The sequence below is a fragment of the Bradyrhizobium sp. SZCCHNR1015 genome (assembly GCF_032489875.1).
In the GTDB taxonomy this organism is placed as follows: domain Bacteria; phylum Pseudomonadota; class Alphaproteobacteria; order Rhizobiales; family Xanthobacteraceae; genus Bradyrhizobium.
Map to the genome: position 1 here is coordinate 1 of NZ_JAUEYW010000003.1, position 18,580 is coordinate 18,580.

19 protein-coding genes are annotated in these 18,580 nt (G+C 65.0%); 7 read left to right on the plus strand and 12 right to left on the minus strand.

Features of this window, described 5'->3' with window-relative positions:
• Positions 1-97: 97 nt before the first annotated feature.
• The 5 genes from QX128_RS06475 to QX128_RS06495 form a co-directional block, all read right to left on the minus strand.
• Positions 98-910 (minus strand): ABC transporter permease, encoded by an 813-nt coding sequence (locus QX128_RS06475; protein WP_315802618.1) that lies wholly within the window; start codon positions 908-910, stop codon positions 98-100.
• 174 nt (positions 911-1,084) lie between these two features.
• On the minus strand, positions 1,085-1,999 hold the full coding sequence (locus QX128_RS06480; protein ID WP_315802617.1) for an ABC transporter permease: 915 nt from the start codon (positions 1,997-1,999) through the stop codon (positions 1,085-1,087).
• Positions 1,996-3,168 carry an ABC transporter ATP-binding protein gene (locus tag QX128_RS06485; protein WP_316236977.1) on the minus strand — a complete coding sequence of 391 codons (1,173 nt, stop codon included), beginning with the start codon at positions 3,166-3,168 and terminating at the stop codon, positions 1,996-1,998. The genes QX128_RS06480 and QX128_RS06485 overlap by 4 nt, the downstream gene beginning before the upstream one ends.
• 50 nt (positions 3,169-3,218) lie before the next feature.
• On the minus strand, positions 3,219-4,781 hold the full coding sequence (locus tag QX128_RS06490; RefSeq protein ID WP_316236978.1) for a glycerol-3-phosphate dehydrogenase: 1,563 nt from the start codon (positions 4,779-4,781) through the stop codon (positions 3,219-3,221).
• Positions 4,782-4,911: 130 nt separating this feature from the next.
• Positions 4,912-7,620 (minus strand): EAL domain-containing protein, encoded by a 2,709-nt coding sequence (locus QX128_RS06495; RefSeq protein ID WP_316236979.1) that lies wholly within the window; start codon positions 7,618-7,620, stop codon positions 4,912-4,914.
• A gap of 212 nt (positions 7,621-7,832) precedes the next feature.
• On the opposite strand from QX128_RS06495, the gene QX128_RS06500 reads away from it, so the two are divergent.
• Positions 7,833-8,936, plus strand: coding sequence for an NAD(P)/FAD-dependent oxidoreductase (locus tag QX128_RS06500; RefSeq protein WP_316236980.1), 1,104 nt, complete (start codon positions 7,833-7,835; stop codon positions 8,934-8,936).
• Positions 8,937-9,126: 190 nt separating this feature from the next.
• Here QX128_RS06500 and QX128_RS06505 read toward each other — a convergent pair whose 3' ends face one another.
• A complete protein-coding gene (locus QX128_RS06505; protein ID WP_315802612.1) occupies positions 9,127-9,312 on the minus strand; it encodes a YdcH family protein in 186 nt (61 codons plus the stop codon).
• A 290-nt stretch (positions 9,313-9,602) separates the two neighbouring features.
• Here QX128_RS06505 and QX128_RS06510 point away from each other — a divergent pair, with 290 nt between their 5' ends.
• The 3 genes from QX128_RS06510 to QX128_RS06520 all read left to right on the plus strand — a co-directional run bounded on the left by QX128_RS06510 (position 9,603) and on the right by QX128_RS06520 (position 10,520).
• Positions 9,603-9,809, plus strand: a complete 207-nt coding sequence (locus QX128_RS06510) for a YdcH family protein (protein ID WP_009028242.1) — start codon at positions 9,603-9,605, stop codon at positions 9,807-9,809.
• Positions 9,810-9,953: 144 nt separating this feature from the next.
• Positions 9,954-10,166: a hypothetical protein gene (locus QX128_RS06515; protein ID WP_315802611.1), complete on the plus strand. Its 213-nt coding sequence runs from the start codon at positions 9,954-9,956 to the stop codon at positions 10,164-10,166.
• Between the two features lie 102 nt (positions 10,167-10,268).
• Positions 10,269-10,520: a hypothetical protein gene (locus tag QX128_RS06520; protein ID WP_315802610.1), complete on the plus strand. Its 252-nt coding sequence runs from the start codon at positions 10,269-10,271 to the stop codon at positions 10,518-10,520.
• Between the two features lie 48 nt (positions 10,521-10,568).
• Here the strand turns inward: QX128_RS06520 and QX128_RS06525 are convergent, their stop codons facing one another.
• Positions 10,569-11,270 (minus strand): GGDEF domain-containing protein, encoded by a 702-nt coding sequence (locus QX128_RS06525; protein ID WP_315802860.1) that lies wholly within the window; start codon positions 11,268-11,270, stop codon positions 10,569-10,571.
• Positions 11,271-11,417: 147 nt separating this feature from the next.
• Between QX128_RS06525 and purE the strand changes: the two genes are divergently transcribed.
• The 3 genes from purE to rpsU all read left to right on the plus strand — a co-directional run bounded on the left by purE (position 11,418) and on the right by rpsU (position 13,480).
• A complete protein-coding gene (gene purE, locus QX128_RS06530) occupies positions 11,418-11,906 on the plus strand; it encodes a 5-(carboxyamino)imidazole ribonucleotide mutase (RefSeq protein ID WP_315802609.1) in 489 nt (162 codons plus the stop codon).
• On the plus strand, positions 11,903-13,012 hold the full coding sequence (locus QX128_RS06535; RefSeq protein WP_315802608.1) for a 5-(carboxyamino)imidazole ribonucleotide synthase: 1,110 nt from the start codon (positions 11,903-11,905) through the stop codon (positions 13,010-13,012). Before purE ends, QX128_RS06535 begins: the two co-directional genes overlap by 4 nt.
• 165 nt (positions 13,013-13,177) lie before the next feature.
• On the plus strand, positions 13,178-13,480 hold the full coding sequence (gene rpsU / locus QX128_RS06540) for a 30S ribosomal protein S21 (RefSeq protein ID WP_011924350.1): 303 nt from the start codon (positions 13,178-13,180) through the stop codon (positions 13,478-13,480).
• Positions 13,481-13,692: 212 nt separating this feature from the next.
• Here the strand turns inward: rpsU and QX128_RS06545 are convergent, their stop codons facing one another.
• The 5 genes from QX128_RS06545 to QX128_RS06565 all read right to left on the minus strand — a co-directional run bounded on the left by QX128_RS06545 (position 13,693) and on the right by QX128_RS06565 (position 18,575).
• Positions 13,693-14,601 carry a hypothetical protein gene (locus tag QX128_RS06545; protein ID WP_316179772.1) on the minus strand — a complete coding sequence of 303 codons (909 nt, stop codon included), beginning with the start codon at positions 14,599-14,601 and terminating at the stop codon, positions 13,693-13,695.
• A gap of 226 nt (positions 14,602-14,827) precedes the next feature.
• Positions 14,828-15,112, minus strand: a complete 285-nt coding sequence (locus tag QX128_RS06550) for a cupin domain-containing protein (protein ID WP_315717559.1) — start codon at positions 15,110-15,112, stop codon at positions 14,828-14,830.
• Positions 15,113-15,127: 15 nt separating this feature from the next.
• A complete protein-coding gene (locus tag QX128_RS06555; protein ID WP_316236981.1) occupies positions 15,128-16,225 on the minus strand; it encodes an ionic transporter y4hA in 1,098 nt (365 codons plus the stop codon).
• A 117-nt stretch (positions 16,226-16,342) separates the two neighbouring features.
• Positions 16,343-17,677, minus strand: coding sequence for a sodium:proton antiporter (locus tag QX128_RS06560; RefSeq protein WP_316237204.1), 1,335 nt, complete (start codon positions 17,675-17,677; stop codon positions 16,343-16,345).
• 97 nt (positions 17,678-17,774) lie between these two features.
• A complete protein-coding gene (locus tag QX128_RS06565; protein ID WP_315802605.1) occupies positions 17,775-18,575 on the minus strand; it encodes an alpha/beta hydrolase in 801 nt (266 codons plus the stop codon).
• Positions 18,576-18,580 lie beyond the last annotated feature (5 nt).

Genomic DNA, 18,580 nt, shown 5'->3' on the forward strand with positions numbered 1-18,580 from the left:
CTTGACGAATCGAGCCAATTTTGAGGTGTCAACCATGTCTCCGAACACCTGTCAGCCATGTCCCCGGGCTGAACACTTCGCTCGCAATGACGAGAAGTTAGAGCGGGGCCGCGCTCTCGCCGCGGTCGCTCGACAATTTCGAGGCGAGTGATGCGATCACGATCACCACGGCGATGACTCCGATCACCAGCGTGCAGATCGCGTTGATCTCCGGCTTTACCCCGAGCCGCACCTCCGAGTAGATTCGGATCGGCAACGTCGCCGAGCCCGGTCCGGTGGTGAAGCTCGCGATCACGAGATCGTCGAGCGACAGCGTGAAGGCGAGCATCCAGCCAGCGATCACCGCAGGGGCGATCAGCGGCAAGGTGACCATCACGAACGCGCGCAGCGGATCGCAGCCGAGATCCATCGCGGCCTCCTCCAGGCTGCGGTCGAGCGACACCAGACGCGACTGCACGACGACAGCGACGAAGCACATCGTGAGGGTCGTGTGGGCGATCGTCACCGTCCAGAAGCCGCGCTCGGCCTCCAGCGCCACGAACAGCAGCAGCAGCGACAGGCCGGTGATCACCTCGGGCATCACCAGCGGCGCATACAGCATGCCGGAGAACAGCATGCGGCCGCGAAAGCCCTGGCCGCGCGACAGCGCCACCGCGGCCAGCGTCCCCAGCACCGTCGCCGCCGTCGCCGCGGTGGCGCCGACACGCAGGCTCATCCAGGCCGCATCGATCATGGCACGGTCGTTGAAGAACTCGTGATACCAGCGCAGCGACCAGCCGCCCCACACCGTCACCAGCCGCGAGGCGTTGAACGAGTAGATCACCAGGATCAGAATGGGCAGATACAGGAACGCCAGCCCGAGCGTCAGCGAGGCGACATTGAAGCGAGAAAGGCGGGAGGCTTTAGGCATGAGCGCCTCCTCCGTCGTCCCGGGCGAAGCTTTCTCCGTTCTCTCCCCCCTTGTGGGGGAGGGTCAGGGAGGGCGGCCCCCAGCAAAGACTGCCGATGCGGACCCCTACCACCAACCCCTGCCCGCAAGGGGGAGGGGAGCGAGAGAGCGTGCCTCGCTGCACTCCAGCCATCATCACCGGCTCTCCTCCAGCTGCCGGCGTTGCAGCCGGTCGTAGAGCAGGAGCGGGAGCAGCAGGACGGCGAGCAGCACCACGGCGATGCTGGAGGCCACCGGCCAATCCTTGTTGGTAAAGAACTCGAGCCAGAGCGTCTGGCCGATCATCAACGATTTCGAGCCGGCGAGAAGGTCGGGAATGACAAACTCGCCGACGATCGGGATGAAGCACAGCAGCGCGCCGGCGCCGACTCCCGGCAGCGACAGTGGAAACGTCACCAGCCAGAAGGTCTCGCGCGGCGAGGCGCCGAGATCGGCAGCGGCCTCCTCCAGCGCCGGCTCCAGCTTCGTCAGCGTCGCAAACAGCGGCAGGATCATGAACGGCAGATAGGAATAGACGATACCGACATACATGGCGCTGTCGGTCGACAACCACACCACCGGCGCCGAGACCAGATGCAGCGCGAGCAGCACCTGGTTCAACAGCCCGTCATGCTGGAGGATGTTGACCCAGGCATAGATGCGGATCAGGAACGAGGTCCAGAACGGCACGATCACAAGCATCATCGCGACGCCCTGCCAGCGCCTCGGCAGCCGCGCCATGCCATAGGCGACGGGATAGCCGATCAGCAGCAGGATGGCCGTCGACGTCGCCGCGACGACGACGCTGCGCAGATAGGACGCGAGATACAGGTCGTCCGACAGCAGCAGACGGAAATTGTCGAGCGACAGCGCCGCAAATGCATCCCGGAGCGACGACAAACCATCAGCCAGCGAGAACACCGGCGTATAGGGCGGCTGCGCGATCGCAGTCTGCGACAGGCTGATCTTGGCGACGAAGGCGAACGGCACCAGGAAGAACAGCACCATCCAGACGTAGGGCGCGATCGCCGCGAAGCGGGCCGGACGCGAGAAGATGCGGCGCGCGCTCATCGCTCCAGCACCACACAATCATCGGGCGTGAACCAGGCCACGACGCGCTGGTTCAGCCCATAGCCGTCGGCATCGAGCCGGGCCGTGTTGGCCTGCGAGGCATGCAGGACAGCACCGCCGTCGAGCTGGATCTTGTACGCGGTCTTGCCGCCGAGATAGCTCGCATCGGAAATGGTCCCCTCGACACAGTTGATCGCGGCGGCATCGCCGGCCGGCCGGCGAAGCGCGAGACGGATCTTCTCGGGACGGATCGCGACCGCAACCCTGCTCTCGCTGACGGGAGTGACGGGCTGTGCCGCAGCGAGCTCGCCGGCCGAGGCAGTCGTGATCCGCAGCCGGTGCGGCTCCCGCGCGATCACCTCGCCCTCGAACAGGTTGATGTCGCCGACGAACTCCGCGACCCACCGCGACACGGGCTCTTCATACAGCCGGCGCGGTGCAGCGACCTGTTCGAGCCGTCCCGCGTTCATCACCCCGATGCGGCTCGCCACCGTCATCGCCTCTTCCTGATCGTGGGTGACGATGATGAAGGTCATGCCGAGCTTGCGCTGCAGCTCCATCAGCTCGAACTGCGTGCTCTCGCGGAGCTTCTTGTCGAGCGCCGCCATCGGCTCATCCAGCAGCAGCACCTGCGGCCGGCGCGCCAGCGAGCGCGCCAAGGCGACGCGCTGCTTCTGGCCCCCGGACAGTTGATCGGGCTTGCGCTTCTCCAGGCCTTCGAGCCGGACCAGCGCCACCATCTCGGCGACACGGGTGGCGATCTCGGCGCGCAGCGTGCCGGCACGCTTCAGGCCGAAGGCGATGTTGTCGCGCACGTTCAGATGCGGGAACAGCGCGTAGTTCTGGAACATCATGTTGACGGGCCGCTGATGCGGCAGCACCTGCGCGATGTCCTCCCCCGACAGCAGAATGCGTCCTTCGTCCGGCGTCTCGAAGCCGGCCAGCATGCGCAACAGCGTGGTCTTGCCGCAGCCGCTGGGGCCGAGCAGCGCGAAGAATTCGCCGGCACGGATGTCGAGCGAGACGCCATCGACGGCGCGGAAGCTGCCGAAGGTCTTGACGACGTTCTCGATCCGCAGGAGCGGCGGCTGAGGATCGGGGCGCGGATCCGGCGGTGGTGATGCTGCCGGCGCCTCGGCGGGTGCTGGATTTTCGATCTCGTCAGCCATGTCCCGATCTAATCACCCTGCCCGGCCACAACGTCGGGCCAGTCGGCAAGCTAGCCGCCCACGGATTGCAGCTCAACCGCACGGACCGGACTATCCCCGCTCGCGTCAGCCGCCTGCGGCGTGCTCCGGCCGCAGGTCGCAATGGCCATGAACGCGGCGAGCGCATCGCGTTCGGCGACGGGAAGCGTCAGGCCCAGCTTTGTCCGCCGCCACAGCACGTCGTCGGGAAACCGCGCCCATTCGCGCGTCATGAGGTAGCGGACCTCCGCCTCGGTCAGCTGCGGCCCGAACGCCTGTCCGAGATCGTCCCGGCATCTCGCCTCGCCGAGGATCTTCGCCAGACGGGTGCCATAGGCGCCGACCAGCCGCCGGGCCTCGGCTTCTCCGAGAAAGCGCCAGCGGTCCCGTGCGTCATCGACGAGATCCTCGAACCGGTCCCAGGCGAAGTCGCCTCCAGGAAGCGGCGCGCTTGCAGTCCAGCGTGGCGACATTGGATAAAAGCGCCCGAGCCGGGAGACCGCCTGCTCGGCCCGGTGCCGGACCGTCGTGACGTCGCCGCCGCACATCGTCAGCAGCGGCGCCTTGGCGGGCTCCCTGGCGCGTCCGGCATCGAGGCACACGACCGTTTCCAACCGTCCGCTGTCGGCGGCGCGCAGCACCATCATGTTGGCGCCGGCCACGCTCCGGACCACGTCCGCAGGCTGAATGTCCGAGCGGAAATAGCGGTTCGCCGCCTTGCAGAGATAAGCCACGTCTGCCGCAGGCACCGCCACCACGGCTGGGTCGCCCTTGAAGCCGTGGGCCACCGTGCCGATCAGGGTGAAATCCTGCTCGTAGGGCTGGGCAAAGATCAGCCGTCCATCCGAATTCTGAAACACGTAGACCGCTTCGACATCGAACAGCCGCGGCACGATGATCTGGCTGACCTGCCGCACGGTGACCCACGGCAGCGGCTGACGCAGCACGGTTTCCGCCGTCGAGACGCTCCACGCGCCGGTGGCGTTGGCGAGCGCGCGCGAGGTGACGATGCGGCGATGGCCGCGGTCGATGATGGCGAGGCGCCATATTTGGTCGCGGTCGGCCCGCACGCAGCGGGCGCCGGTCCGGATCTCTGCGCCGCGCTCGGCGGCATCCATCGCGGTCAGGACCACCAGGCGGGAATCGTCGACCACGCAATCGGAATAGTCGAATGCCGTCCCGATCGGACGCTTCAAGGCATCGCCGACCGGATGATGCGTGACATCGAGCGCCGACGCGGCCGGCAGCCGGTTGCGCGCAGCGAGGCGATCGTAGAGCCAGAGCCCTGCGCGCAACTGCCATGGCGGCCGCTCATCGGCGTGAGCCGGAATCGCAAAACGGATCGGCCGCACAAGATGCGGCGCGACCGTGAGCCAGACGTCGCGCTCGGCAAGCGCGCGACTCACGCGCAGAAAGCCGCGGCGCTCCAGCGCCGCGAGGTCCCCGTGCACCAGCCGCGACGTGGCCGACGAGGCGCCGCCGCCGAGATCGCCCTGCTCGACCAGGATCACGCGCAAACCGCGGCCAGCCGCATCACGCGCCAGGCTGACGCCGTTCAGACCTCCGCCGATGATCGCCAGATCGTAGTCCGCCATACGCAAGGTCTTCGAGCGTGCCAGGACGAACGATCGTAGACCGGCGGAAATGATTCTCGTAGCGACCCAACTGTTACGAGTGCGGATAAATTCGCGCTGTTGCGCAACAGCCTCTGACCGGACTGCCAGGTCAGCCGGTCTTGCGAACGGACGCGACGTCGTCGTCGTCGTGAGCGCGACCGACAATGCCGTCATATTTGTCGATCGGCAGGGGCTTGCCGAGCAGATAGCCCTGAACCGAGTCGCAGCCCTGCTCGGCGAGGAAGCCGAGCTGCTCCGGCGTCTCGACGCCTTCCGCCACGATCGACATGTTCATGCCGTGGCCCAGACCGATGACCGCACGAATGATCGCCGCCGATTGCGGGTTGCGGCCGATATTCATGACGAAGGCGCGGTCGATCTTGATCTTGTCGAACGGGAACGCCTGAAGGTAGCTCAGCGACGAGTAGCCGCTGCCGAAATCGTCCATCGAGACGCGAACGCCGAGCGCCTTCAGCCGGCGCAGCAGCGCGACACCGCGATCGAAATCCTCGATCAGCACACCCTCGGTGATCTCCAGCTCGAGCCTGCCGGGCGCGAGCCCCGTCTCGATCAGGATCGAGTGGACCAGCGCAACGAGGTCGCCATGGACGAACTGCGCCGGAGACAGGTTGACCGCGACCTGCAGCGGCTTCGGCCACGACGCCGCCTCGCGGCAGGCCTCGCGCAGGATCCACTCGCCCATCTCGACGATGAGGCCGCTCTCTTCCGCGAGCGGAATGAAGTCGCTCGGCGGCACGAACCCCCGGACCGGGTGCTGCCAGCGCGCCAGCGCCTCGAAGCCGATGATCTCGCTGGCGTCGACCGTGCGGCCGGAGACGGCCTGCGGCTGGAAGTACAGCGACAGTTCGCCATGCTTGATCGCGACAGACAGCTCCTGATGCAGAACGCGGCGGTCGCGAATCTGCTGATCCATTTCAGGCTCGTAGAAGGTGATGCTGCCGCGCGATTTGGCCTTGGCGCGGAACAGAGCAGCACCCGCATTGGCGAGCAGCGACGCCGGATCCGAACCATTGTGCGGAAACACCGAGATGCCCGTCGTCAGCGCGGTGCGGATCGATTTGCCCTCGATCTGAAAGTCCACCGCGATCGCCGCCGCCAATTGCTCGGCCAGGGCCCTGCCCGTTTCCGGTTGCTTGCCGTCGATGATCAGCCCGAACTCGTCGCCGGAGAGACGGGCAACGACGCCGCCCCGGGCAACGGCATGGACGCGACGGGCGACCTCGATCAACAGCTTGTCGCCGATGGCGTGGCCGAAGACGTCGTTGACGTCCTTCAGGCCCTTGAGATCGACGTTCAGGACCGCGAACTCCTCGTCCGTATCCGCGCAGGCCTCGATCATCTGGCTCAGGGCCTGCAGGAACGCGGCGCGGTTAGGCAGATCGGTCAGGCCGTCGTGATAGGCCATGTGCGCCATCCGCGATTCGGTCTGGCGCCGATCGGTGACGTCCTCATAGGTCTTGATCAGATATTGCGGCTGGCCGGTCTCGCCCAGCACGGTTGCCCGCCGCGTCAGGAACAGCCGCAGGCCGTCCTTGGTCGAGATCGGATGTTCCTCAGTCAGAAGGCCGCGCTTCTTGATGGCGGCTTCGTCGCGCGCCGTGATCAGTCTGGCCTCGCGCGGATTGAAGATGTCGGCGGTGGTCAGGCCGGTGGCGTCCTCGCGCTTGCGGTTGAGGATGATCTCGGCGCTGCGGTTGGCGAGCAGATAGCGGCCGTCGCTGACGCTCTCGACGATGAGCGAAACCGGAATGTTGTCGACGACCAGTTCCAGGAACTTCTTGCTGTTCTCCAGCTCGCGGCTCAGCGATCGCCGCTCCGTGGCATCGTCGAACAGCGCGATGAGGAATTGCGGTTCGTTCTTGTCGTTGCGTGCAACGACCCGGTGGGCGTCCAGGATGCGCTTCTCGTCACCGCGTTGAACCACGAGTTCGCTGCAATAGGTGGTGCCGGGCGCCAGCATCGCTTCGCGGTCGGCAGCCGCGATGTCGGCCGCGGTCTCTTCGCCGAACAGGTCGCTCGGGCGCCGTCCGATGATCTGATCCCGCGGCACCTGCGCGAACTGCTCAAACGCCCGGTTGGCGAAGATGTAGCGGCCGTCCTCGATGTTCTTGGCGGCGACGCAGACGGGAACCTGATCGACCACCGATTCCAGGAACTGCTTGGTCGAGGCGAGCTCGCGCTCCAGCCGGTGCTGCACCGTACAGTCTTCATGAATGCCGATCGATCCGCCGGTCGGAAGACGGAACATCTGGGCGCGCACCACACGTCCGCCGGGCAGCTCGGTCAGGCACCCGTCCGGCTGCCTCGCCTGGCGCGCATAGTCCTCGACCGTCAGATTGAGCAGGCCACGCTGCCGCCGCAACTCGACCAGATCCCGGCCAGTGCAGCCGGGCGGAATGTCAGCCCGGCTCATGCCGTAGATCTCGAGAAAGCGGTGGTTGTAGAAGACGACGCGGTTGGCGGCGTCCGTCAGCATCAGCCCCTGGCTCAAATTGTTGAGCGCGGAGCTGATGAAAACGTTGCGCCGAAGTTGTGCCCGCTTGGCGCGCCGCAAGGCCGAATGGATCCAGATCACGACCGACGCGAGGAAGGCGCAGACGACAACGCCGGCGATCAACACCTTCCAGAGCACGTCCGGCTCGATGGTGCCCAGGTAGCCGGAGGGCGAGAAATCGGAGGAAGCGGCCCAGGCGCGCGTCGGCGCAGCCGCCCACGCTGCCATGGCGGCCACCGAGGCCGCAACGACACGCGCAGAAAACGCGTTTCGGTCGCTCGCCTGCCAATTCTTGCCAGCCATCAATCACCCGCGGTATTCGGCGACAGTATCTGGCTTCACCTATTGGGATCGGGTAAACGGGTTCCGCAAACTTCGAAAAAGACGAAGCAAATTTGGTCAATGGCCGCCCTATGATGAATGGTTTGCTAAGGGCAGACGAACTCCGGACCGAGGCTCCACCTACCAGGGATTGCAGAGAGACATGACTTCTCCTAATCGTCTCACGACTATGCATGGATAAAGTGGATTGCGTGGTCGTTGGCGCCGGCGTCGTCGGACTTGCCGTCGCCCGTCAATTGGCGCGGGCCGGACGCGAGGTCATCGTTCTCGAGGCGGCCGAGGGCATCGGAACCGTCACGTCGTCTCGCAACAGCGAAGTGATCCACGCCGGCATCTATTACAAGGCCGGGAGCCTGATGGCCCGCTTCTGCGTGGCCGGCAAGCGCATGCTTTACCGCTATTGCGACGAGCATGGCGTGCCCTACCGCAATTGCGGGAAGCTGATCGTTGCAACCAATCCAGTCGAGACCGAGAAGCTGCAGGGCATCCGCGCGCACGCCGAAGCCAATGGTGTCGAAGGGATGCGGCTGCTGTCCGGGTCCGAAGCGCTGGCGCTGGAGCCGGCCCTGGCCTGCCAGGCCGCGCTGCTGTCGCCATCCACCGGCATCCTCGACAGCCATGCCTTCATGCTGTCGCTGCGCGGCGAGATCGAGGACGCCGGCGGTGCCTTCGCCTTCCACACGCCGTTGCTGCGGGCCAAGGCGACGGGGGGATCGATCGAGGTCGATGCGGGCGGCGCGCAACCGATGACGCTGAGCTGCCGGCTGCTGGTGAACGCCGCCGGCCTCGACGCGCCCGAGCTGGCGCGGCTGATCGACGGCATGCCGTCGCCGCTCGTGCCGATGACCTATCTCGCCAAGGGCAACTATTTCAGCTGCAGCGCCCGGGCACCGTTCAGCCGGCTCATCTACCCGGTGCCGGAACCAGGCGGCCTCGGCGTGCACCTCACGCTCGACATGGCAGGCCAAGCCAGATTCGGCCCCGACGTCGAGTGGATCGACCGGATCGACTATACGGTCGATCCGGCGCGCGCCGAGCGCTTCTACCCGGCGATCCGCAAGTACTGGCCGTCGCTGCCGGATGGGGCGCTGATGCCGAGCTATTCGGGCATCAGGCCGAAGATCGTACCGCCGGCCGTGGCGTCGCAGGATTTCGTCATTCAGGGCCCCCGCGATCACGGGGTGCCCGGACTCATCAATCTGTTCGGAATTGAATCGCCTGGATTGACGTCATCGCTGGCGATTGCGGCTCACGTCCGCGATCTCGCCTTGAGCTGAAGACCCCGATATCGGGATGAACGGCGTGTGGCGATAGCGGGAGACAACGCAGGCAGATGCGCTCGCGTCATCGTCTATCGCAACTAAGTCTATCGCAACTAATTTGATTGAAGTTGCGTCTGGGATGGGCAGTCACCGTCCCAGGCGCACGGTCTTACGATCAGATGGTACGGCGGGTGATGGTCACATGTCAGTGAAGTGTTTCGCTGGTTACCTGTCTCAAGCGCTCGATCTCATCCTTCACCATCAGTTTGCGTCGCTTCAGTTCGGCAATTCGCAGGTCGTCCGTCGATGGATGCAGGAGAGCTTCATGCAATTCGCTTTCAAGAACTTTATGCTTACGCTCCAGTTCAACGAGATGCGCCTGAATGGCCATTCGAAACCTCCTCGGTAGGTGAACCTGAGATTCGACCAGGGCTAATGAGTGTACACAAGTCGCTTGACCTGTCGATGGGGCCAAAAGACCGCACATGCAAATTTGAGCGCCGTGTGTAACGAACCGTGAGCAGATCCGGACGAATCTAACGCCGGTGCCAACCTGAAATTCACGGGACAGCTGCACGGATCTTGAGGGGCGCGGCTTGCTTATCAGCTTCGCAGGCGCAATATTTGCGCCCGCCTTCGCAAGGCTTTCCACTTCCTTCCGCTTTTTTGCTATCATAGATCATGGCTGACCAAGACGAGCGCGAACTGCAGGCCGAACTCGCGCGCCTGCAGCAGGAGCACCGCGATCTCGACGCGGCGATCGACGCTTTGCATCAATCGCCCGCCCCCGATTTGTTGCGGCTGCAACGACTGAAGAAGCGGAAGCTTCTGCTACGCGATCGGATCGCCTTCATCGAAGACCAGATCACGCCCGACATTATCGCCTGAGGCGAAGCGTCAGCACGCCTGACCGTATGCACACAGGCAATATGCATCAGCGGTGCAGGATATGCCGAGGCGCCTTGACAAACAGAACAAAAAGAGAACAATCAGGTCATCCCTCGTCCCCTGACGACAACAAGGATGGTTGTGATGCCCGCCTCCTTCTCCCCACAGGATCGGCTCTACGAACAGGCCTGTGACCAGGCCATCGCGATGTGCGACGGCAATCTGCGCTCCACGATCAAGGCGCTGATCATGGCGAACGAGTATCTCGAGCTGGAGCTGCAGGAGCTGCGGGCCGCGATCTCCTGCGGCTGCGTGCCCAACACCGCTTCGGACGGTCCGGAGAGCAATGCGGCCTGAGCCCTGCATGAGTCTTACCTGAGTCCTCGGGCCGTCGAGACTCTCCGGACGATTGCCACCGCGCTCGCTCGCAGCTTCGACGAAGGCCGGGAGGTGCGTGCAATGCCTGATATCACCTATTACGTCGCCATGCCGTTCAGACGGGACGAGGCAGGGATGCTGGTCGCAGGCGCGGCCGAGGAATGCCAGAGTTCGTCCGCAGCGCTGCGTCGTGCCGAAGCGATGTCGCGCCTGCCGGACAACATCGGCGCCATTGCCTTCAGCCGCAGCGGCGATCCCTTGATGGGGGAATTCAGCGACGCCCGGCTGCTGCACAAGTTCGGCGAGTTGCCCGACGATCTCGGCGAGTTGTGAGCGCCGTGCACCGCAAGCTCTGTCATCGGCGCGGATGGCCCGGGAGCGTCACCGCTGGTCGCCCGACCGGGCCGTTGCGTGCGCGGGGCTCTCGTACCTTCGCTGGGCCTTGCGCATGTACATCGCGCGGTCGGCTTCCTCCAGCGCACGCACCGGGTTGACGCGCTTGTCGAGCAGAGCAATCCCGGCCGACGCGCCGGCACGCACGGTCTGATCGCCGAAGGTGAAGGTCAGGCTGTCGATGGCCTGCTCCAGTTCCGCCGCCTTGGCATGGGCGTCCGCCGCGCTGAGATGCCAGAGCAGCACGCCGAACTCGTCGCCGCCGAGCCGGCCGATCACGTCGGAGGATCGGACATGCTCGCTGAGGACACGCGCAACCGCCTTCAGGACCTCGTCACCGGCGGCATGGCCGAACGTATCATTGATCGGTTTCAGCCGATCGACGTCGAGCACGACCAGGGCACCGGTCGCGTCATAGCGCTTGATGAAGGCGATCGAACGATGGAGCTCGCGGGCGAAGCCGCGACGATTGAAGATGTCGAGCAGGAAGTCGCGCTCAGCGGAGGCCGTCAGCTCGGCGATCCGGGCCTGTGCTGTCGCCAACTCGGCATTAAGGCGTCGGATCGTCTGTCGCGCGCCTGCCGGTACGGAACCGGGTTCAGGAGCCCGCGCGCGCCGCGAAGGCCGATGACGGTACCGGGTTCTTCGCTTCCCGGCTCGCCACGCGGCCGCCATGCGCTTCTTTTTCATCGGACACCTGCCGCGCCACCGTTTGGGCTTGCCGGGCTTGACCAAGACAGGATAGTCCATTCGGACCTTCATGCCATGGCTTGCCGCTGTCAGGACCGATCCTATACTCCGGCCCATGCTGATGGATTCCCGAGAAGAATTGAGGTCATGACCGCCCCGATCGCCATCATCATGGGAAGCCAGTCGGACTGGGATACCATGCGCCATGCCGCCGAGACGCTCGAAGCCCTGGGCGTGAGCTACGACGCCCGGATCGTCTCGGCGCACCGCACCCCGGACCGGCTGTATGCTTTCGCCAAGGGTGCCAAGGCGGCGGGCTACAAGGTCGTGATCGCCGGTGCCGGCGGCGCCGCCCATCTGCCGGGCATGACGGCCTCGCTCACGGAACTGCCCGTGTTCGGCGTCCCCGTCGAGTCGAAGGCGCTGTCGGGGGTCGATTCGCTGTATTCCATCGTCCAGATGCCGGCCGGAATTCCGGTCGGAACGCTCGCCATCGGCAAATCCGGCGCCATTAACGCAGCGCTGCTGGCGGCCAGCGTGCTCGCTCTCTCGGATTCCGCGCTCGCCGGCCGCCTGTCGGCCTGGCGGCAGGCGCAGACCAATGCGATCGCCGAACGTCCGGAGGGCACGGCGTGACCGGCTCCAATCGGGTGAAGCTCAAGCCCGGCGACACCATCGGTATTCTCGGCGGCGGCCAGCTCGGCCGCATGCTGGCGCTGGCTGCGGCGCGGCTCGGGCTGCGCTGCCAGGTGTTCTCGCCGGACCCGGACTCGCCCGCCTTCGACGTCGTGCTGAACGCCACCTGCGCCGAATATGCCGACGTCGAGGCGCTCGAGCTGTTCGCCAATGACGTCGACGTCGTCACCTACGAGTTCGAGAACGTCCCGTCGGCGGCCGCGATGGTGCTGGCGGCAAGGCGCCCGGTGCTGCCGAGCCGCTCTGCGCTGGAGACGACGCAGGATCGGCTGATCGAGAAGGATTTCGTCACCTCGCTCGGTATCCGCACGGCGAACTATGCCGACGTGTCCTCACTCGCCACGTTGCGCGAAGCAGCCTTTCGGATCGGCCTGCCGGCCGTGCTGAAGACACGGCGGTTCGGCTATGACGGCAAGGGCCAGATCAAGATCCGCCAGGGTGACGATCTCGATCGGATCTGGGCCGAGCTCGGCACCAAATCGGCGATCCTCGAGGCGTTCGTTCCGTTCGAGCGCGAGATCTCGGTCGTAGCGGCCCGCGCGGCCGATGGCCAGGTCGAGTGCTTCGACGTCACCGAGAACGAGCATCGCGACCACATCCTGAAGGTGTCGCGGGCGCCAGCCCGCATCCCCGATCCGCTCGCCGACGAGGCCCGGGACATTGCCAGCCGGATCGCCACCGCCCTCGATTACGTCGGGGTGCTCGCCGTGGAGATGTTCGTGGTATCCGATGGACCTGCGCCCGGCGTCCTGGTCAATGAAATTGCCCCCCGGGTGCACAATTCCGGCCACTGGACCCTTGACGGTGCCTCGATTTCCCAGTTCGAACAGCACATCCGCGCGATCGCAGGTTGGCCGCTCGGCAAGCCGCTGCGCCACGGCCACGTCACGATGACGAACCTGATCGGGGACGAGATCGACACCTACGAGCAGTGGCTCACGGTTCCCGGCGCCACCGTGCACCTTTACGGCAAGGGCGCCGCCCGCCCTGGCCGCAAGATGGGGCATGTGACCCAGGTCTCGCCCCTGCCGCCGAGGCAGGGCTGAAATAAACCGCTCGGGCGCGTTAAACTTGCGGTCAAGAGCCCGTCAGCGGGTGGACAGCGACGGTGTCCTCTGATACACGGGCGCCCTCAAGGTTAAGGGCGCGGCCATTTGCCAGCCCTGACTTCACCAGATTTCAAACCGATAGACTGAGAAAGAGGATGCCGCGTGCAGGTTCTCGTTCGCGATAACAATGTCGATCAAGCCCTCAAGGCGCTCAAGAAGAAGATGCAGCGTGAGGGCATTTTCCGCGAGATGAAGCTTCGCGGCCATTACGAGAAGCCGTCCGAGAAGAAAGCCCGCGAGAAGGCCGAAGCCGTGCGCCGTGCGCGCAAGCTGGCCCGCAAGAAGCTGCAGCGTGAAGGCCTGCTGCCGATGAAGCCGAAGCCGGTGTTTGGCGCTGGCCCCGGCGGTGACCGTGGTGCTGGTCGTGGTCCGGGTGCAGGTGCCCGTCCCGGCGCGCCGCGCTGATCTGGCCCGATCGATCTGACGTCGTCTGAAACGCGGGCCTTTGGCTCGCGTTTTGTTTTGGGCGCCTCATTTGATTTTGGCGCCTCCTGCCATCCGGATCCAGCCGCGCTGGGCCGGCCCTCGCAACGATGCCGAGCACGGCACGCCCCAAAGAAAAAGCGGCAGACCAGAAGGGCCGCCGCTCGATCTCGTTCGAGAGCAATGCCGATCAATTATTTCGGCAGCACCGAGTGGAACACCGATTTCGCCGCCGACATCATGTCCTGCGCCACGTTGGACATCTGGTCCTTGATCGAAGGATCGGACTTGTCGGCACGCAGGTCGAGCGGACGCAACTGCTGGACGGGGATCTCCGCGGGCGGCGTCGGGCGCCCGTCCGGCTGCAATGATCCCGTGTAGGTCGGGCTCGAGGCCGACGGCATGATGAAACCCTGCTCGGCCGGAGGCGCGGAGACCGTCACCGGAGGCGGCAGCGGACGAACCGGCGACACCTGAGGTGACACGGTTGCGACGCGCGGCGCCTCGCCAGCCCCGCGGGCTGCATCGGTCGATGGCTTCTCGGCAGCCGCCTTGCCGGCACCTTCGCTCGCGCGCAACCGCTCGATCGCGGCGCGGGCAAGGTCGGCAGCATCCCGGCGATCTTCCTGCTGGGTCGCTGGGGCCTCGGCCGGAGTGCCACGCACGATCAGCTTTTCCTTCGACGATGCAGGATGGCGCGAGGTCTGCGGATCGGCCGGGAGGCTCGCCGTTTCGGTCGGCTTCACTTCGACGGCCTTCTCGGCGGCCTTGTCGGCCAGCGACTTCTCCGACACGCCCTTGGCCTTGATGCCGGGAGCGGGAATGCTGGAGACCTCGTTCGACGTTTCCGCCGGCTTGGCGTCAGACTTGGGATCGGCCTTCGCGTCCAGCTTGGCAGGGTCGGTCCCCTTGCCTGTGGATTTCGGAGCCTCGCTCTTACCGCCTGTGAGCTTGGCATAAGCAGCCGAGGCCACCGCCGCCATGGTCGATGGCGGCGAGTCGGGCTTGGTGTTGATGTAGTGATTGACGATGTAGGCCCCGATGATGGTGGCAACCACCGACGGGATGATCTCCATGGCGAACTTTGTGAGATATTTCAGCATGCTGACCACTCCCGCGCGGTATTTGCGGGAACTTTGAGGCACAATTAAGGGACCATCCCACACCTTCCGGAGCTCGCGGACTGCACTCCGTGCAGCCGCGACCGCCGAAAAGTCGTTTCCTGAAACCCTTCGAACCGGAGCCGTGCAGCAATCCGAGGGTGTTGCCACAGCTTCCGGATCGCCGGCTCAAGATACCACAATCAGCGGCATCCCGGTAAACAATTGGTTACGGCTTCAATTCAACTTCGAGGAAAACGATCTCGGAACCGGTCTCGTTCAGCACATCGTGTTCGACGCCGGCTTTGCGGAAATAGGATTTGCCGACCGCGAGCTGCGCCTTCGAGCGCTCGCCGGACGGCGCCACGATCGTCATCTCGCCGGCGGTGACCGGCACGATCACGTAATCCATCTCGTGAACGTGGCGCCCCGTGGCACTGCCGGGCAATAGCCGCCACTCCGTGACGCGGACCTCGGGCGTATCGACCTGGACGTCGGACTGGGCGCTGAGCATGCTGGATCTCTTGAATCAGGGGACGAAGAGCAGAAACAGGAATATCGCGAACACCACCATGTGCACCAGCCCGAACAGGATGTTCGTCCGTCCGGTGCCGAAGGTCAGCATGCTCAGGACGAAGGTCAGGACCAGCAGCACTATTCCCTGCGGGCCCAGCCCGAGGACGAGCTGCTTGTCGAGCACATGGGCGGCGACCGCCACTGCCGGGATGGTCAGCCCTATGGTGGCGAGCGAGGAGCCAAGCGCGAGATTGATGCTCTTCTGCAGGTCGTTGGCGCGGGCGGCCGAGAGGGCGGCGACACTCTCCGGCAGCAGGATCAACAGCGCCACGAGCACGCCTGCGACCGCCTGCGGCGCACCCGTTGCGGCAACGCCGGCGTCGACCACCAGCGAGAACTTCTTGGCAAGCAGGACCACAGCGAGCAGCGCGACCAGCAGCAGCCCGACACTGAGCAACAGCTTCGCGCGCGGCAGCCTGACATCGTCATCGGCGAACCCCACCGAGTTCCCGACGAAATAATCCCGATGGCGGGTGGTCTGCGTATACAGGAACACCGAGTAGAGAAGGATCGTCACGACGCTGACGAAGGCGATCTGCACGGCAGAATACACCGGACCTGGCGACGTCAAGGTATAATTCGGCAGCACCAGCGTGATGGTTGCCATCGTGAACAGTACGCTGAGATACAGATTGGCACCGGAGACCAGCACGTCCTGCTCGCGATAGCGCAGGCCGCCGATGAAGATGCAGATGCCGGCCAGGCCGTTGCACACGATCATGACCACCGCAAACACGGTGTCGCGGGCGAGCGCCGGCGCAGCCTTGTCGCCGAGCATGATGGTGGCGATCAGCGCCACCTCGATCACCGTCACCGCCAGGGTCAGGAGCAGCGTGCCGAACGGCTCGCCGATCTCATGCGCGATCACCTCGGCATGGTGCACGGCCGCGAACACCGTGCCGAACAGGACCACCAGCAGCACCGCGGCGAAGACCACACCAGCGGCCGAAGGCGTGAAGTCATAATGCGTCGCCGTGACGATCGCGACCAGCGCGACCGCCAAGCCGGGAAAGATCACCGATGATGCGGGCGTTGCGCCCTTCACGCTCATGATTCGCGTCCTTCGATCCGTTCTGTCCGACTATGCGCGACAGCGAGGCGATCGTCACGCGGTCCGGCCGTGACAGGGTCTCAACCAGGACGGTCTCTGAAGGTGCCGTCGATCAGGTCAATGCGGACTGAGCAGCGGATGAATCGGAAGCACGGTCAGCAGCACGAACAGCGGAATGAGGACGGCACCTGCCCGCAGCATGTAGCCGAAGAAGCTCGGCATCTGGACGCCCCGCTCATTGGCGATCGCTGCGACCATGAAGTTCGGCGCATTTCCGATATAGGTCAGTGCGCCCATGTAGACTGCGCCCATCGAGATCGCCGCCAGCGTTCCCGAGAGCTCGCCCATCAGCACCTTGGGATCGCCGCCCGCCAATTCGAAGAACAAGAGATAGGTCGGGGCATTGTCGAGGAAGGCCGACATCAGCCCGGTGGACCAGAAATAGGCGACCTCCCGCGGCGCGCCGGCGGGTGTCGTCACGGCATCCAACAGCCAGCCGAAAGAGCCACTGCGACCCGCATTCAGCATGGCGATGACCGGAACGATCGCAGTGAAGATCGCCGCGAACAGCTTGGCGACCTCTCGGATCGGCTCCCAGTTGAACCCGTTCGCCTCGCGGTGCTCGTCCGGCGTAAGCCAGAGCGACAGGCCGGCGATCGCCGCGAGGACGGCATCGCGCACGAGATTCTGAAGCTCGACATGCGTGCCGAAGACGTCGAAGGAGATGCCCGGCTTCCAGGTCGCCGATACCAGCGTGTTGACGACGATGGCCGCGATCAGGACGACGTTGACGAGCCCGCGAACACGAACCGGCTCGCTCGTGCCATCCGTGCTCGAAGGCTTCTCGGCACGGAAGCGCCATGCGTCGATCGCGGCAAAGATCACGAGCAACAGGCCGGCGACGATCGCGGTCTGCAGCCAGAGGTGTTGCGTCGTCCAGAAGAAGTCGACGCCACGCAGAAAGCCGACGAACAGTGGCGGATCGCCGAGCGGGCTCAGTGCACCACCGACATTGGCGGCCAGAATGATGAAGAAGATCAGCACGTGCACATTATGCGGCCGGCTCAGATTGGCGCGGATCAGGGGACGCACCAGGATCATCGCGGCGCCCGTCGTGCCGACGACGCTCGCGATGATCGTGCCGAGCGCCAGGATGGCGGTGTTGGTCGCGGGCGTGCCCTTGATGTCGCCGGTCACCAGGATGCCGCCGGCGACCGTATAGAGGGCGAACAGCAGCACGATGAAGCTGAGATATTCGGCGAGCAGCGCGTGGACGAAGGCAGCGAGCGCCGTGCCAAGCCCTGCATTCCAGGTCAACGCCGCCAACGCCACCAAGGCCCATGCCGCGGCGATCTTTCCGTAGTGATGATGCCAGAACCTGGCAAACAGCAACGGCCCGAGCGCGATCGACAACAGCAGTCCCGCGAATGGCAGTGCGAACGGCCAGGTCATCGCCGCGCCGTTCAGCCCGGCGGCATGCGCCTGCACCGGCAGGCTCCCAAAGAGCAGGACGATCCCGAGGAGAGCCGGCCACCGCGATCGGTGGACGTTACAAGCCGTCGATGAAGCTCTTGGCCGTCTCAGTCGCACCGAAAAGATCCAGGTCATTATGTCCGCCGTTGGGAAACCGTACGAAGCGCTTGGGGTCATGCGCAAGTGCGAACAATCGTTCCCCGAAGCGGATCGAAATCGCCGGATCCCTTTCGCCATGCATGATCAGGAGCGGCACACGCACATCGGCGATGCGCCGATCGGAATGGAAGCTGTCGAGCATCAGCAGACTGACCGGAACCACCTTCAGCATCTCCGACGCGACATCGACCGTGGATGTATAGGGCGCTTCGAGGATCAGCTTGGCGACCGGATGCTCCGCGGCGATCGCGGTGGCCACGCCGCTGCCGAGGGAAAAGCCCCAGGCGACGATCCGTCCCGACTCGTAGCGCTGTGTCGTGAACGCATAGGCGACTGCGGCATCTTGCAGCAGCCCGTGCTCACTGGGGCTGCCGCTGGACCCCGCATAGCCGCGATAGGACAGCGCAACGAGACCGGTGCCGTCGGCCGTGAGCGCCTTGAAGCGCGACACCACGCCCGCGAGAAAATCGCCATTGCCCGGGAAGTACAGAACGACCTTGTGGCCAGGCTTCGCCGGCACATGCCAGACGATGACCCTCTCGCCATCGACCGAGGTCAGCACATGCTCCTCAGCCTGAGGAAACCCGGCTGCAGCCGGTGCCGTGCGGCCCACCGGCGGAATGGGGAACAGCACCGCACGCTGGCGGACGAATAGGGCCGCAAGCACGATGCCGTAGACCGCCGCCACGACGATCAGGAGCCATTTCAGAAACGTCATGGCTC